The following is a 14,344-nucleotide window of genomic DNA, read 5'->3' on the forward strand; positions in this document are numbered from 1 at the left end:
GAGAAGCGAAGGCGCGTGGACTGCCTGGATGGCGTGTTGCTGACCACGGCTCGGCCGCATCCTCGTGGTCGGGTTCAGGACTGTGTCCCTCGAGCCCAGCGACGACCCCGTTCGTCGTCGTCGCGTTCGGAGCGCATCGCCGAGGACTCGTCAGGTCGTCGTGCGGTTCTCGACCGAGGAGCTGGACGCGGTTCGGAGCCGGGCGAGGTTGGCCGGCCTCGCGGTCGGGGCGTGGATCGGACAGGCGGCAACGAATGCCTTAGAGGCTCAGAGGAACGCAGCGACGGGGCTGCCTGATCTTCTGCGACTGCACTCGGATGTCGTCCGCACTCAGCAGATGGCCTTGGCTTCGAGTGTCGACGTCGCGCGTGTCGAGGAGCTGCTCCTGCGGCTCGATGCCGTCATCGACGCTGTGACGGCTGAGGTCGAGCGGGCCCGCCGGTGATCACGAAGGTCGTGCACGGTTGGCGGGTCGGCGGACTGGTCGCCTACCTGCTGGGCCCCGGGCGAGCACAGGAGCACGTCCGGCCGCGCGTCATCGCGAGGTGGGACGGGCAGGACGCGGGTCGCCAGCCGCAGCGGAACGACGCGGGTGCCCTTGAGCTAGGCCCGCTGATCCGGGCTCTGCGCGCTCCCGCGGTCGCGGCCGGGCTCCCGGAGAACGACGGTGACGGTAAGCGGGGCTATGTGTGGCACTGCTCTGTGCGCGTCGCGACCGGGGACCGGGTGTTGTCCGACGGGCAGTGGGCGTCGATCGCACGCGAGCTACTTGATGGGTCGGGGGTCGCTGCCGCTGGCGATGCTGGGGGACCTCGGTGGGTCGCGATCCGGCACGCCGATGATCACATCCATATCGCGGCGGTCCTGGTCCGCCAGGACACCGCCCGCCGGTTCTGGCTCAGCCACGACTACCCCCGGCTTCGTGAGACGGCGCGCCGGATCGAAAAACGACTCGGGCTGACCGTCACTGCCTCGGCCGACGGAACAGCGGCGAGGGCGCCGGGGCGGGGTGAGCTGGAGAAGGCACAGCGTCAGGGACGGCCGGCCACTCGGCTCGAGTTGACGCGGGCCGTCCGGACCGCGGCCGCGGCATCGGCAGACGTCGGCGGGTTCGTGACGGCTTTGGAGTCGGGTGGCTACCTTGTCGAGCTGCGGCGCGCGCCGTCCGGTGATCTGTTGGGGTACAAGGTGGCCCGGCCCGGTGACGTGAGCGCCGATGGTGCGCCGGTGTTCTACAGCGGCAGCAAGCTCGCGCCCGACCTGTCGCTGCCGCGACTGATGCGAGCCTGGGGCGAGCTCGGCCGCGGAGCGGACGCTGCCGACCCGGTCATAGCGGCGAGGCGACGTGTCGACGGTGCGCGTGCACTAGTTGGGGTCGCGCGCCGCGGCGGTGGCAGAGAAGACCCGGACGGTGTTGCCCACGCGACGGGGGACCTGATGACCGCGGTCGGGGAATGGTCGGAGGAGTTGGGTTCGGCGGCTGACCGCTTCGCACGATCGGCTCGGCCCCGATGTGGCTCGGGGCGGACATCGGGTGCGGCATCGGCAGGCTTGCGGAGGGTCGCTCGCCAGTTGATCCGGCGGCGCCGGATGCTGGGGGTGCAGGACGACACCGGAGCTGCGGCCGTGGCGCTGGTCGTGTCGCTGGCGGCGTTGCTTCAGGAGATCGGAGCCTGGCAACAGGAACACGATCGTGCGCATCAGGCATCGGCGGCGCGCGCCGCCGCACGGCACCTGGACCAGTGGGCGGATCAGCGCGGCAATGAGATGTCAGAATCCGCCGCGAAGCGCGACCACGCGACCACCGTGGTGGGACCACGGCCCCGCCACAGCGCTACCCGGCGATCGGTCTCAGCGCAGGAGTGAGACTGGAGCTGCGACGTCTGCTCACAGCCAGGATCGACGGAGGTGGCAGCTCGAGACGTCGGCCTGCCACCCCCGCCGACTGTGAGCTACGCGTCGACTTCTTCGACGGGGGCGCCGTCGGCGGCCTTGAGGACGGACTCGCAGCCCTTCTTCGCCGCGGCCTTGGACTCATACGCCTCACCGACGGCGACGACCTGGCCGTTGCTGGCCTTGAGCCGGAACCGGTACTTGCCCGCCCGGTCCTGGTACACCTCGAACTTGCCCGCCATCTGATTCCTCCACAGTGGTCATCTGTCCTGGTGGCGGCGGACGCTAGCCCAACTGGTCCACCACCGCACCCGCTGCGCCACACGGCTGACTTTGACGGAAGGCGCCGCGTTCGCGATCGCGAGCGAAAGGTCCGAATCCACGGCGAGGACAAGGGTGGCGGCGTGTGCTGTAGCCATGACCTCCCGCCCACGCCGTCTCGTTCATGCCCCCGTCGTCGACCCGGGCGACGACATCGAGCCCGAGATGCAGAAGGGGCCATCGCTGTCGGATGCCCAGCTGAGGCAAGCGCTGATCGACGCCGGGCACCCTTCGACCGGACCCGACATCCCGCACCTCTACCCGGTCGCGCGCCGAAACGACGCCGACGCTTCGACCGATCAGTGACCGGACCCATCCATCGGGGTGGTCAGGGTGGTGGTGCCTGGTTGATGAAGCGCAGGGTCATGGCGAGGTAGTCGCGCAGCGACACGGTGGCAGGTGCGCTGTGGTGGCGGCGCCAGATGTCGTTCGCCCGGTGCGCGGGCATCTCCCGTGACAGGGCGACGACGGCGGCGATCTCGTAGTCGTCGACGCTGCGCCCGGCCAGGATCGCGAGTTCGCCGACCAGCAGGCCGGCCGCCTGCTCATCCATGCCGCCCGCCTCCGCTGCGCTACTCGGTGCCCGCGTAGTCGTCGACGCGTCCCCGGCCCGCTCACGATTGGGGGTGGTCGAGGTCGCAGCGTCTGTCGGCAACGCGGCCGGTGGCGGGTCGTTGTCCGTGGTGTGGGTGGGGAGTCGGGGGCTGTGGTGTCGGTGCGGGAGCGTGCGGTGGCTGCGGGCATGTCGCCGGAGCGGGTCACGCTGCACTGGGAGAACAAGGTCTTGTTGCTCGACGGGGAGGTCGTCAGCGACCTCGACCAGCCGGCCCCGCCCGGCACCCGATTGGCGATCTCCGGGGCCTGACCCGGCCCGAGTTGACACGCATGTCAACGTCCCCGGCGCCCGGGACCGGCGGTGACCGGGCGTGCGCCGATGGTGCGGGGATCGTGGTGACCGTCGGGGCCGTCGAGGAGGTGCCCGGCGGCGGCGAGGGCGTCGCGCCGTACCTGGGCGGGGACCTGATCGAGCTGTAGCGACACCGAATCCAGCAACCCGGCGAGCGCGAACCCGGTGTACTGCCCGCGCAGCCCGGCGTAGCCGGCCCCGGCCGCGCTGCGCCGTAGCGCCACCGCCGCGTCGGCCAACCGCGCACGGTCATCGCGCAACCGCTGCGCCGTGCAGGGATCGTGGGTCATGGTTCGCGCAGTTCGTGGGTGCGGGGGTCGAGCGCGGCCCGGATCGCGTCGGCCAGGCCGAGGACGGCGCGGCGGACCGGGATCGGCAGCGCCCGCCCGTGCGCGAGCTCGTTCGCGCTCGAGCGCAGCACCTGGCCGACCTGGCCGGCGACGGCGCGGTCACCGACGACCGGGTTGTCACCGTCGAGCAAGCCCGCGATGGTGCGCAGAGCGCGGGCCTCCGCGTCGGTCTGCGGGTCGACCGGCTGCTCTTGCCGGTAGCGGTTCTCGGCCACGACCCCTCCCCGGGTACTGCTGTCGACGCTCGATCGGTGTGGGCGCTGTGGTCAGGTCGCGGCGCGGGAGCCTTCCCCGCTCCGGCGCCGCGAACCCAAGACTCACGCTAGCTCAGGTCGAACACTAGTTCGATAGGCGTGACGGGTGAAGCCGCCCACGGTGTGTGATGTCTCAGAACGTAGGTGATAGTTCTGCATCAGGACTTTCGGTGAGCTCGCGGGGTCTTCGGTCGTCGTCCGCGGGTTCGGCCGTTGCCGACGTAGCGGATGCCGGGGGCGGGTCTGGTGCGTTCGGCGAGGATCTCGCCGTCGAGGTCGGTGACGATGATCGTGTCGCCGGGCCGGTCGGGTCAGTTCAAGTGCGAGACCGGTGACTGCGAACATGAGGCTCGTTGTGCGAGAAGTGGAGATCGAAGGTCGGCTGCGGAGAGGAGCTTGAGGTGCGCATGCGTGATAGCGACGTTCGCGCCGCCCTGGTCTCTCAGGTGCTCGCCGCACATTTCAGCCAGCCGGACACGTTGGTCCGCCACGAGCTGGGGATCCGCGCCGGTCGACGTCGAATCGATGTCGCCGTGGTCAATGGCGAGATCTCCGGCTGGGAGATCAAGAGCGACGAGGACACCCTGGCCCGTCTTGCCGGGCAGGTCGAGGCCTACGGGCAGGTTCTGGATCGTGCCACATTGGTGACGACGCCACGGTGGGTGGATCCCGCGACGGCCAAGATTCCGGCGTGGTGGGGCGTCACCGTGGTCGAAACGATCGGCAGCGCGATCGTCGTTCGTGAACTGCGCCCCTCAGCGGACAACAGTGAGGCGGTCGATCCCATGTCTCTGGCGCAGCTGCTGTGGCGCGACGAAGCGCTCGCCGAGCTTCGTTTGAGGCAGCAGGCGCGGGGCCTCTCGTCGAAGGCTCGGCACTACGTCTGGCAGCGGCTCGCGGTGGTGCTCGCGCTTGACGAGCTACGCGCCGTGGTGCGGGCGCGGCTCAAGGCGCGTTCCGATTGGCCAGGCGGTCGATAACCGCCGCGAGGTGATGGCTAGTCGCCCATGCGCGCCAGTGCGTGGCGTTTCCGGTTCCGCCAACTCCGCGCGCGACCCGATCGATCTCGGCATCACCCCAGGAGTAATCCCTGCCCGCGAAGCCGCCCGACTCCACGATGCGCTTACACAAGGTCCGCATCGACTCGTAGCCGGGCAAGTCCTGAGCCTCGCGCCAGACCCACCAATCCTCGCCGACGGTGTAGCGGAGATTCGGCAGCGAGCTCCGCCCCTGCGTCATCGGCATAGACGGGTGACCGATGCCGTAGTCCCCGAACGCCAGATCGGGCTGCCCCTGGGCCGACTTCAACCAGAGATCGACGTCGAAACGACGAATCACCGACTTCTCGCCCTTCGGCAGTGCGGAGATCGACTCTGGGAACGCGGCCGATGTCACGGCGACCGCCCGCCATGGCTGCTCAGCAGCCCACGTGACGAGAGCCTGAGCGCCCGGGGCAGTTCGCTGGACGTCGCGGGTGTCCGCGATCGCGGAGAAATCGAAGATCAGGTCGACCGACGAGGCGTCGAGCCCCGTTCGCTGCATGATCTCGGGAATCGCCGACGAGCATTGGGCGACGTCGGCGTCCCGATCTCGGGACCCCGCTCGAACGCAGATTCCGTTGCCGTGCAGCTGGTGGGTGCTGGCGGCATCGTCGATCACAGCGTCGGATTCGCTGAGGTGGACAACCGGCCGAACAGGAACTCCAACGTCGTGAAAGTAGGTGGCGAGCCATGTGGTCGGTGACATCGAGCTTTCGCCGACGGGCCCTTGCTCAAGGGCACCGGCATCCACGGTGAGGATCCGATCAGCGGGCCAGTCTTCGGCAACGTAACCGAAGAACTTGGCCAGGTCGTTCTTCTGGTCGTCCCCAGGAACGATCTCGAAGAGTGGCCGCGTGTTCGCGTGGACGTGCTCGCCTGACGTTGTCCAGGCCTGGAGTTCGCCGGGCCGGCCTTTCATGATTGGGAAGTACAGAGTCACTGAGGATCCCCTTCGTCGCCGGATTGATATCCCGAGAATGACATAGGGGTCTGACAAGAACGCTCACAATGATCATCAGCCTGATGGTGGTCTTCCGGTGGCAGCGCGCGCCACGATCCACTCGTGGCTGCGTCACGACGTCGGGCCGGCTGCCGCAATCATGAGCGGAAATGAGCTGACGAAGGCGCGGCAGCAGAAGCTGGTCGGGGACGGCCTGGCCGTCGTCCTGCTAGCACCCGGCGTCGAGTGCGTCACCAGCGTGTTAGCGCTTCTACGAGCCGCAGCTGCGCGTCGACTGATCGATCGAGGGAGGCGGGTTAGTCCCTGGCCGAGGACTCCGGGGTGCCGTTCCCGCGTTGGGTGGAGCTCGCCGAGGCCTTCCTGGCGGGCTTTGCATATGACCACCACATCGCCACCACGCTGCCACAGCAGCGTCCGCGAAAGCTCTGCGCAACCGTGCGACTGATCTGGTCGCGCACGGAGGTGCTCGGAGGCGAGACTCGGATGCAGCGCAGCCGACAGGCGATCAATGTGGCCGTCGTTCTGATGGGATTGCAAGACACGACGGTGGCCGCCCACCGTCCTGGCACTGAGGGCGCAGCAGTAAGCGTTCGCATCGGCAGTGCGCTCCTCTATGTCGCTGACGCCGAGACCGCCTCTCGATTCACCGGAGCCTGGCGATCAGTTGCCACCGCGGCCGAGCGGCACCTACCACGACAGGGAAACCCGGCCAGGGCGACCCCGATGCCGGGGGTCGCCGAGCCGGCCGTGATGGTCGACGCGGCGGGCTCGCCGCCCGCGTTCGCTCGGCTGGAGCGTCCGGCCGGTCAAGCTAGTCACGCGCGGGTCGTGCTCGGCCGGATCATGTTCGATGTCCGCGACCTCGCTGCGTTCCGCACGACGGCGTTGGCCTTCGAGGAGGTCGAGAAGCTCTCGGCCAATACGTTCCTGCCTAAGCCAGTCCAACCGGCCCCCAAGGAGCGTGCGGCCCGGACTGCCGGACGGTTCTTCGTCGCCCCGGCCAAGGACTCGCGACGGCTGCGCCGTGAGGCCGCGCGATCCGGCTCGCAGGTCGCGCCGGCCACGTCTCAGGCCGCGAAAGCGATCGAGCGAGGTCGATGAGATGACGACGCCCGACTATCCGGTGCTGTCGCTCGGCGGCTACGAGACCTATCAGCTCGCGCACATCGCCACCTTCATCGCTGACCGTCTCGCCCGGCATCGCTTGAGCAGGCGAGGCCGGGAGGGCCGCGCAGACCGGGCTGCCGCGGTGCGCGATCTGGCTCTGGGATCCGCGGCGCTCGATGCCGTCATCGGGACGACCACGACCGACGGGCTTCCCCGGCCACTCGACGCAGGGACTTACGACGCTGCCCGGAACTTGATCAGTTCCGCACCGCGCTCGGCCGACGTCGTCTCGTTGGCAGCGGTCGGGGAGCAGGGCTGGGCCGTCGTCGGCCACGTGCCGGGTCTCGGACCGGTGGGGGCGGCGGTACCAAGCCAGGATGTTGCGGAGGCCCTGCGCAGCCACATGCTGACGAGGCCGGTTGCCGAGCTCGCACCTTGGGTCGTGACCGACAGCCCGGTCGTCGTCCCGACGGTCCCCGAACGAACCGATCTCGCTCGCGCGGTTGGACATCTCGATCCAGAGGCGCAGAACGATCGCTTTGTGGCGGCTGCTCTCCGCGGCCGGGATCCATACACCGACGCGGCCATCGGCGAACGGTTCCACGGTGTCGATCTGGATGCCTCGTCCCTTACCCAAACTCCGTTCTCAGGAGCGGCCACTGCAGCTGGGTCAGAGCCCGACACCGACGCTGAGCGTGCCGATGACCAGAGCCGGGCCGTAGGGGACGACGGCGCGGCGGTATCGGAACCCGACCAGGGCAGCGGTCAGAGCGACGAGCGTGACGATTCGAAACAGTCCGCTGAGCAGGGCGTCGACCTGAGCGAGAGCGATCGCCAGGGACGGGATGAGCTTGACGTCGCCCCATCCCAAGAGGTCCGTGGACAGAACGGCCAGGACGACGGCGAGACCGCTGACGACGGTGGCCAAGGCGACAGCCCTCGTGCCGGCCGGTCCCGAGAAGGCAGCCATGAGAAGGCTGGCGCCGAGAAGGGGCGCGGTGAGGGAGTCGGGCAGACGCGCCTCCCTGGCGTCGACCAGGGCTGCGGCCGGACCGAGCAGCGTCAGAGGCAGCAGGGTCATCAGCGCGCGGGTGTCGTGCGTCGCGAGGGCTGGCGTGATGCCCGCCAGCGCCACGATCGCGGCGGTCTCGGCCCGTCCCGGCAGCCATAGTGAGTGCATGGTTCGCCGGACAGCCAAGAGGGTGAAGGGACCAAGCGTGACGGCGGCCAGTACCGCCGTGAGCTCGGCTGTCACGACCGTGATGTCCGGATCGGGCCTGCCGGTATGAGCTCGTTGAGCACTGCGAAGCTGTCCGGGGCCAGCTCTTCGGGGACCTCGAACCCGCGGGCGTCCAGCAGGACGGAGGCGTGCAGCTCGAGCTCGGCCCGGTTGTCCTCCGCGTGGGCGACGCGCATCAGGTCGGTGAGGGGCTGATCGAACGCGACGTCGATGTCGACGACTCGGGCTTGCTCGGCGGCGTGGCGGGCAAGGGCTGTATCGCCGCCGGCGAGGGCGATGTCGACCAGCTCATGTGCCGTGTCGACGATGAACCCAGGGATCTGCAGGTCGTGCCTCTGGTCGTGGTTGTTCAGCCAGGCGTAGCCGCCGGGCCGCAGGGCGCTCAGAACCGGCCCGCGGATCAGTGCCAGCGCGTCACGGTAGTCGTCGACGCCGTCCTCGCGCCCCGCGGCATGGCGGGCCTGGCCGCGCTTGCGGAGCCGTCGGAACAGGTCCCAGTCCGAGAGATGCCCTCGCAGACGGTAGGTGCTGTCGGTCTGCATGTCGCTGACGAACGTGACGGCCGGATCTCCGCCGAGGCCGCGTCCTGCCCAGCGTCGAGCGCCGTAGAAAGCGTGCCGGATCGTCGCCGGGCTGATCCGTTGGCCGTCGGGCCAGAGGTCGGTGACCGCCTTGGCCGCGGTGACGCCGGCCGGGTGGAGGTTCAGGTAGACGAGGACCTCCGCGAACCAGCTCGGGCGTGCGGTCGGCAGAGGTCCGGGTGCGCGGACGCTCGGCTCCCCGAGCACTGCGATCATGGGCCGCGATGGCGTGTCCTGGTCATGCCACGCAACGAGGTCGTCGTCGAGGTCCGGGTCCTGGTGCTCGACCATGGCCAGACGGCGGAGAGCGTCGGGGGCAGCAGGTGGGCGGGGCGGCGACACCGAGTCGGGCAGCTCGGGGTGAGAGTTCGGGACTTCGTCGGGGACGTCGTCGCCATCGGGCTCGTCGCCATCGTCTGGCAGGCCGTCGGTCAGCGACCCGTCCTCGTTCATGCCCTCAGACCACGGCTCGGCATGGCTGGCGGCTTCAACAGGCATTGCCGGCTCGTCGGCGGCCCCAAAGAGGGACGACAGGTGGGTTCCGGCGTTCTCGGTGAGTTGGACGGCCCACCAGGGTCCGTCGTCGCCGTCGGGGAGCACTAGGACACCGTCGGGGAGGACCTGGGCCGCGGTCTCGTCCGGATCGAAGACGACGACGCTCACAGCGGCATCGCCTGCACCGGAGGCCATCAGGTCACGGAGCCGGTGGCGCTCCTCGTCCGAGGGCTCCGACGCCGACAGGAGCACGGTGGGCAGCCACGAATCGGCAGCGACGTCGCGTAGCCTGCCGTCCACCGCTGAGGCCATCTGGTGCCGGTCGAGCTCGGATCGGGTGGCCCGGGCCCGCTGCCCGATCTCGGTGAGTGCTGCGGAGAGGTCGGGCGCCTGCAGCATCTGCTCGGGGTTCAGCGTAAGCAGCTCGTCGTCCAGCCCGACCAGGATGATCTCGGCGTCTTCGGCGGTGCGGTTGGTGGCCAGCTCGGCCGCGACGTGCCGGAGCAACGCCACGACTCGGCGGCGGTCACCTCCGATCGAGAGCACACTGCGGCCCTCGAGCTCAACGAGCAATCGCCGGGCGTCGCCATCGGCGGTGGCGACGGTGATCAGTGCCGGGAACGGGGAGCAGCACCCGGACACCTCCTCCTCGGGCGCAGGAAGAGCCGCGGCCGCATCGAGGCGCCATTGGAGGTCCCCGGCGTCGGTGAACGGATCCGGTGCGGGCATCGACGACCTGAGGCTCAGCCGCGCGCCGGAGAGATCCGTCCGGACAGTTCGTAGCTGGGGTGGAACGAGCTGGCCTCGGTCGGGGTGCGCCAGTGAACGCAGCGCGAGGTCGAGCTCGAGTGCGCCGGTGGCCGGGGGAGCGGTCGTCGCCGACCACTCGATCCGACCGGCCGCGTCGCTCGGCGGGACCGAGATCTTGTGCCGGGCCGGGCGGTAACGGAGTTGGCGACGGCGGCGGATCAGGAGCGCCGCGACGACGCCGCCCGCGAGCAGCGTCGAGATGCCTGCCGCGGCGATGACGGTCGTGGCGTCGGGGCTGTTCGCAGTCTCAGGCGCAGGGGCGGGCTCTGCGCTCCGCGGAGCTTGCGGAGTGACTGCAGGAGAGGGCGCAGGTGGGCTCGTCGCGGGCACCGGTTCCGGCCGTGGAGCCCGTGTCGTCATCGGTGCGTTTGAAGGAGGGGTCGTGTCCGGTGGAGACGGTGTCGGCGTCACACCGGTCGCCGGTCCGGGGCTGGGCAGGGTCAGAGTCCAGCCGGGGCGCAGTTGATTCGGGTTCTCGAGTCTCGCTCCTCCCGGCTGTGGGATTCCGGAGTTCGCGGCGAAGAGTTCGTCTGCTCGAGCGGGGTCACCGAGATGTTCGGCGGCGAGTGCCGTCAGGGTGTCGCCGGGGCCGACTCGGATGCTGTCGGCGGCGTCGGTAGGCATCACCAGCCGCCAGCCGACGGTGAGCACCGATCCCTCGGTCAGGCGGCCACCGTCGGCCTGGACCCGTCCGGCGTTGAGCTCGTAGATCTCGCGCCATCGCAGTGGATCTCCGAGCGAGGTCTCGGCGATGCGCCACAGGGTGTCCCGAGGGGCGACGACATGGACGGGGCCGTCCGCGACGGCAACGTCGACGATGGGCGGGGGCTTCAGAGGCTGTACCGACGCGATCGTCGTTGCCATCGCTGCGGGGGCGGCCAGCGCGGGGCCGGTTCCGAGCAGCATCGCGACCAGCGCACCGGCGACCAGGCCTCCGACACGGAACCCGGGCACCGGGATCCGTGGCGTTGGCCGGTGAGCCAGGGCTGCCACCAGCTCCCGGATGATCGAGACGGCGAGTACGAACCACACCGCCGCCGCGACCACGGCGAGGAACGCCATCAGCAGCGTTCCGTCGTCCGGGCGCAGGACGAGGTCGGAGAGCGACCCGTCGAACGAAATGAGCTGGACGAGCAGCGGCCGTCCGAGCCACCAGAGTGCGACGGGAACACCGACCACGATTCCGGTGATGGCCAGGGCCGCAACAGCACCCGACACGATTCGGGATGCGACCCTCACGGTGTGCCTCCAGCCGGGTCCTGGACGAGCAGTGCCTCGGCGGTTCCGGTGCTGACGATCTCCTCGCGTCCGACGATGCCCAGCAGCACGGTGGGGCGGGCGAGCCGCGCCTCGACTCTGATTCTCTGTGGCCCGACGATCTCGGCAGACCCGTCCGCTCCGGCTCGGGCGAGATAGCCGCGTGCCGCCGCCACCGCGGCATTCGGGTCGACAGCTGCGCGGCCTCTCCGGAGCTGCGTCACGTCGAGTGCCTGCCCGGCGGCCCGGGCCGCCTCCTCTGCGATCGCATCCGCGCCGGCGAGGCCCTGCGCGGCGCGGACACCGTCGATACCCAGCCCGATGGCGATGAACAGGGCCAGGACAGCCGCAGCCATCGGAGCACTCACCGCGCCACCACCTCGGTCGAGTTCTACGTGGACGATCATGAACGCTCCCGCCAACGGTCGATGGGGCTGCTGAAGCTGGACACGACGGTCCGCGTGCCGGTTCCCGGGACTCCGAGGTCCGACCAGTCGACCGAGCACCGCACCGTCGCCTCGGCGGACGACGGGGTTCCGAGCGGTGCAGAGAAGCCTGCGGCGTTCACCTCGACGTCCGTCTGCGTGCAGTGGAGTCCCTGCTCGGACAGCCCGAGTTCGGCGGCTCGGCGTGCTTCCGCGGTGGCCGATGCGGGGTCACGCTGCAGCGAGGCGACCCGCGCGGCAGAACGCGCCGCGTGAGCCACCGCGGACTCCGCCGACACGAGCCGCCCACCGGCGATGGCCAACGCGATGAGCAGCCCGATCACGACGGTCAGGACGGCCGCCTCCACCGACGGGCTACCGCCGCGCTCCCCGTCCGGGATCGTGCCGATCACTGCGCCACCCGCTCGAGTCCACCGACTGCTTCACGCGTGATCGTCAGCGGGACCCCGGGAACGAGGGACAGGGCCGTACCCGTCACCCGGACCCGGAGAAGCCCCGCTTCGTCGTCGACGGAGGCGGACACGTCGACCCCGGTGAGCGCCGATCCGGCTGCACGTCGGAGGAAGTCGTTCGCGTCGCGGCTGGCAGCCACGGTGACGGATTCCGTCGCGAAGTAGCGCCCGGACCGGAGTCCGTCCTGGGCCGCGGTGAGGGCCAGCTGGCCCGCGTAGAAGACCAGAGCCACCTGGACGACCGCGAGGATCAGCACCATGAGAACGCCCCACAGCAGCGCCATCTCGACGCTCGCCGATCCACCGCGCTCGCCCACGTCGCTCGACCTACTTCAGGGCACCGAGCTTGTCGGCCACGAACGCGGCGACGCCGGCCGCGATCACGCCGGCGATGACGGCGCCCGCCGAGATGTGGAATCCCTCGTCGGTGTTCCGGCCTCCTCCGCGTTCGTCGATCGGCTCCAGCCTAAGCCGGAGGCTCCAGGCGTGGTGCTGGATGCGCGTGAGCACGCGGGTGGTGAGTCGGACGAGCATGATCGAACCTCCGGTGTCGTCAGACGCTGCCCAGCAGCGCCGCTCCTGCGGGAAACAACACCCAGGCGGCGATCAGGAAGACCTGCAACGCCCCCGGGGTACTCATCTGGCCGCTCGCGCGATTGGCGTCGGTGTGCTCGTCGGCGAGGAGCTCGTCGCTGAGGCTCTCCGCACGGGCGAGCAGGGTGCCGACGACGGTCGCGCCGTCGTGACCGGCCGCCGCGGCGATCGCCGACAGGTCGGCCAGCTCGTCGACCTCGACGCGTTCGCCGAACCGTCGGAGTCCCTCCCACGGCATCTCGCCGGCCATCTGCGCGAGTTCCAGCTCGTCGCGTAGGCGGCGCATCGCCCAGCTGTCGGCGAGCAAGGTGCCAGGGACGGTCAGCGCGGTCGACACACCGGCGCCCCCGCGGCGGAGCAGCCCGACCTGCTGCAGATAGGCGACCAATGCCGACCTGAGCTGGATGCGGGCGTCGTCGGCCCTCGTCATGACGCGTCGCGACTGCCCGGTCCAGCCGACCAGCAGCCCGACGACGGTGAAGCCCCCAGGGATCACCATCGGGAGTCCCGTGCCCACGAGCGCCAGGACCCCGGCCAGCGCCGGCCCTGCGACGGCGAGCATCGCGGCGGAGGCAGCGGCCTCGATGAGGAACCTGTCCCGGCTGATGCCGAGGAGCTCGAGGTCGCTGTCGGGAACGGCCACCGGCAGGCGGCGCAGCGTCGGGAGCAGAGCTCGGTGCCACGACTTCTGTGGCAGCGGCAGGCTGGTTGCTCCGACACGTTCATTGAGTGCGAGCAGCGCATCGGCCAGCACGGGATGGCGCCGCCGCCCGGCCGTCACACCCAGAGCAACGGCAGTTCCCACAAGTGCTCCGGCCAGCAGCACGAGTCCCAGTCCGCCGGTCACGAGGCACCGGCCGTCACGCCGAAGAAGCGCGGAGGCTTCTTGCCGAGGGACAGCCGGCGCATCCAGATCAGGAGGGCCGCCGTGCCGCCCAGCAGGATTGCCATCACCGCCTGTCCGACTGGGGTCCCGTAGGGGGCGGCGAAGGTGGGGACCAGGGCGAGCAGCACGAGAAGGCCGGCCTGGATCACGAGGAGCATCCGGATCGACTGGCGGGACTCGGCCCGGGCGGCCTCGATCTCACGACGGGCACGGACGTCGCGCGCGACGCCGTCGGCGAGCTGCCGGAGTACCTGCGCGATTCCCGTGCTCTGCTGGTTCAACGCCAGGAGCAGCGCCGCGGCGACGGCGTCGCCGGTCCGGTCGTCGACGGCGTCCGCGAACTCGCGTAGTGCCGCAGCCGGGTCGCGGTTGTCGGTCTGCATGCGCCGGGCGAGGGTTCGCACGGCGGTCGCGATCGGTTCCTCGACCCGGGCGGCCGTGGTGGCGATCGCCTGTGCCAGGCCGATCGCGCCGCCCCCGGCCAGGGTGTCAGCCATCCGGCGGCACCAGGTCTCGAGTGCTTCGAGTGTGGCGATCCGGTCCTGCACGACGCGGGCCGAGCCGAGCAGCCAGGGAAGCCACAGACCGGCGACCACCACGGCGACACCTGCGACCGGCCACCCGGAAATCACCCAGATCGCGACCCCGACCACGGCCCAGACCGCGGCTCTCCGTCGAGCCGGCCGAGACCGGACGGGGTCTCCGAACGCCGCCGAGATCACTCGCAGACGGCGAATCGCCGGTCGCTCG

General features: G+C 70.1%; 19 protein-coding genes. 6 read left to right on the forward strand and 13 right to left on the reverse strand.

Annotated elements, in window-relative coordinates; genetic code table 11:
• Positions 1-82: 82 nt before the first annotated feature.
• On the forward strand, positions 83-445 hold the full coding sequence (locus EV383_RS12010) for a plasmid mobilization protein (RefSeq protein ID WP_423213644.1): 363 nt from the start codon (positions 83-85) through the stop codon (positions 443-445).
• A complete protein-coding gene (locus EV383_RS12015; RefSeq protein WP_130289986.1) occupies positions 442-1,866 on the forward strand; it encodes a relaxase/mobilization nuclease domain-containing protein in 1,425 nt (474 codons plus the stop codon). The genes EV383_RS12010 and EV383_RS12015 overlap by 4 nt, the downstream gene beginning before the upstream one ends.
• Positions 1,867-1,952: 86 nt before the next feature.
• Here EV383_RS12015 and EV383_RS12020 read toward each other — a convergent pair whose 3' ends face one another.
• Complete coding sequence (locus EV383_RS12020; protein ID WP_130289987.1) at positions 1,953-2,135, reverse strand: YegP family protein; 183 nt, start codon at positions 2,133-2,135, stop codon at positions 1,953-1,955.
• A gap of 175 nt (positions 2,136-2,310) precedes the next feature.
• On the opposite strand from EV383_RS12020, the gene EV383_RS12025 reads away from it, so the two are divergent.
• Positions 2,311-2,520: a hypothetical protein gene (locus tag EV383_RS12025; RefSeq protein ID WP_130289988.1), complete on the forward strand. Its 210-nt coding sequence runs from the start codon at positions 2,311-2,313 to the stop codon at positions 2,518-2,520.
• 22 nt (positions 2,521-2,542) lie between these two features.
• Here EV383_RS12025 and EV383_RS12030 read toward each other — a convergent pair whose 3' ends face one another.
• The gene (locus EV383_RS12030) at positions 2,543-2,767 is read right to left on the reverse strand and encodes a hypothetical protein (protein WP_130289989.1); all 225 of its coding nucleotides are present in this window, start codon (positions 2,765-2,767) and stop codon (positions 2,543-2,545) included.
• 177 nt (positions 2,768-2,944) lie between these two features.
• Between EV383_RS12030 and EV383_RS32635 the strand changes: the two genes are divergently transcribed.
• Positions 2,945-3,079 (forward strand): hypothetical protein, encoded by a 135-nt coding sequence (locus EV383_RS32635; protein ID WP_278044831.1) that lies wholly within the window; start codon positions 2,945-2,947, stop codon positions 3,077-3,079.
• 23 nt (positions 3,080-3,102) lie between these two features.
• Here the strand turns inward: EV383_RS32635 and EV383_RS12035 are convergent, their stop codons facing one another.
• Both EV383_RS12035 and EV383_RS12040 read right to left on the reverse strand, forming a co-directional pair.
• Positions 3,103-3,360: a hypothetical protein gene (locus EV383_RS12035; RefSeq protein ID WP_242623042.1), complete on the reverse strand. Its 258-nt coding sequence runs from the start codon at positions 3,358-3,360 to the stop codon at positions 3,103-3,105.
• Positions 3,361-3,407: 47 nt separating this feature from the next.
• A complete protein-coding gene (locus tag EV383_RS12040; protein ID WP_130289991.1) occupies positions 3,408-3,686 on the reverse strand; it encodes a hypothetical protein in 279 nt (92 codons plus the stop codon).
• Between the two features lie 446 nt (positions 3,687-4,132).
• Between EV383_RS12040 and EV383_RS12050 the strand changes: the two genes are divergently transcribed.
• Entirely contained in the window at positions 4,133-4,705 is a 573-nt protein-coding gene (locus tag EV383_RS12050; RefSeq protein ID WP_242623454.1) for a sce7726 family protein, read from the forward strand.
• On the opposite strand, the gene EV383_RS12055 is transcribed toward EV383_RS12050, so the two are convergent.
• Complete coding sequence (locus EV383_RS12055; protein ID WP_130289992.1) at positions 4,671-5,705, reverse strand: beta family protein; 1,035 nt, start codon at positions 5,703-5,705, stop codon at positions 4,671-4,673. The two genes, EV383_RS12050 and EV383_RS12055, sit on opposite strands and share 35 nt — an antisense overlap.
• 342 nt (positions 5,706-6,047) lie before the next feature.
• Between EV383_RS12055 and EV383_RS12060 the strand changes: the two genes are divergently transcribed.
• The gene (locus EV383_RS12060) at positions 6,048-6,827 is read left to right on the forward strand and encodes a hypothetical protein (RefSeq protein WP_130289993.1); all 780 of its coding nucleotides are present in this window, start codon (positions 6,048-6,050) and stop codon (positions 6,825-6,827) included.
• A 676-nt stretch (positions 6,828-7,503) separates the two neighbouring features.
• Here the strand turns inward: EV383_RS12060 and EV383_RS12065 are convergent.
• From EV383_RS12065 to EV383_RS12100, 8 genes are all read right to left on the reverse strand, one after another.
• The gene (locus EV383_RS12065) at positions 7,504-8,088 is read right to left on the reverse strand and encodes a prepilin peptidase (RefSeq protein WP_130289994.1); all 585 of its coding nucleotides are present in this window, start codon (positions 8,086-8,088) and stop codon (positions 7,504-7,506) included.
• Positions 8,085-11,006: a LysM peptidoglycan-binding domain-containing protein gene (locus EV383_RS32640; RefSeq protein WP_207223495.1), complete on the reverse strand. Its 2,922-nt coding sequence runs from the start codon at positions 11,004-11,006 to the stop codon at positions 8,085-8,087. Before EV383_RS32640 ends, EV383_RS12065 begins: the two co-directional genes overlap by 4 nt.
• 188 nt (positions 11,007-11,194) lie before the next feature.
• Entirely contained in the window at positions 11,195-11,623 is a 429-nt protein-coding gene (locus EV383_RS12075) for a hypothetical protein (RefSeq protein ID WP_207223496.1), read from the reverse strand.
• Positions 11,620-12,009: a pilus assembly protein gene (locus EV383_RS12080; RefSeq protein WP_165438314.1), complete on the reverse strand. Its 390-nt coding sequence runs from the start codon at positions 12,007-12,009 to the stop codon at positions 11,620-11,622. Before EV383_RS12080 ends, EV383_RS12075 begins: the two co-directional genes overlap by 4 nt.
• Before the next feature lie 41 nt (positions 12,010-12,050).
• Positions 12,051-12,431 (reverse strand): TadE family protein, encoded by a 381-nt coding sequence (locus EV383_RS12085; RefSeq protein ID WP_130289997.1) that lies wholly within the window; start codon positions 12,429-12,431, stop codon positions 12,051-12,053.
• Positions 12,432-12,441: 10 nt separating this feature from the next.
• A complete protein-coding gene (locus EV383_RS12090) occupies positions 12,442-12,648 on the reverse strand; it encodes a hypothetical protein (protein WP_130289998.1) in 207 nt (68 codons plus the stop codon).
• 19 nt (positions 12,649-12,667) lie between these two features.
• Positions 12,668-13,534 carry a hypothetical protein gene (locus EV383_RS12095; RefSeq protein ID WP_130289999.1) on the reverse strand — a complete coding sequence of 289 codons (867 nt, stop codon included), beginning with the start codon at positions 13,532-13,534 and terminating at the stop codon, positions 12,668-12,670.
• A 17-nt stretch (positions 13,535-13,551) separates the two neighbouring features.
• The gene (locus tag EV383_RS12100) at positions 13,552-14,193 is read right to left on the reverse strand and encodes a type II secretion system F family protein (RefSeq protein WP_130290000.1); all 642 of its coding nucleotides are present in this window, start codon (positions 14,191-14,193) and stop codon (positions 13,552-13,554) included.
• Positions 14,194-14,344 lie beyond the last annotated feature (151 nt).

The organism is Pseudonocardia sediminis (assembly GCF_004217185.1).
Taxonomy (GTDB): Bacteria; Actinomycetota; Actinomycetes; order Mycobacteriales; family Pseudonocardiaceae; genus Pseudonocardia; species Pseudonocardia sediminis.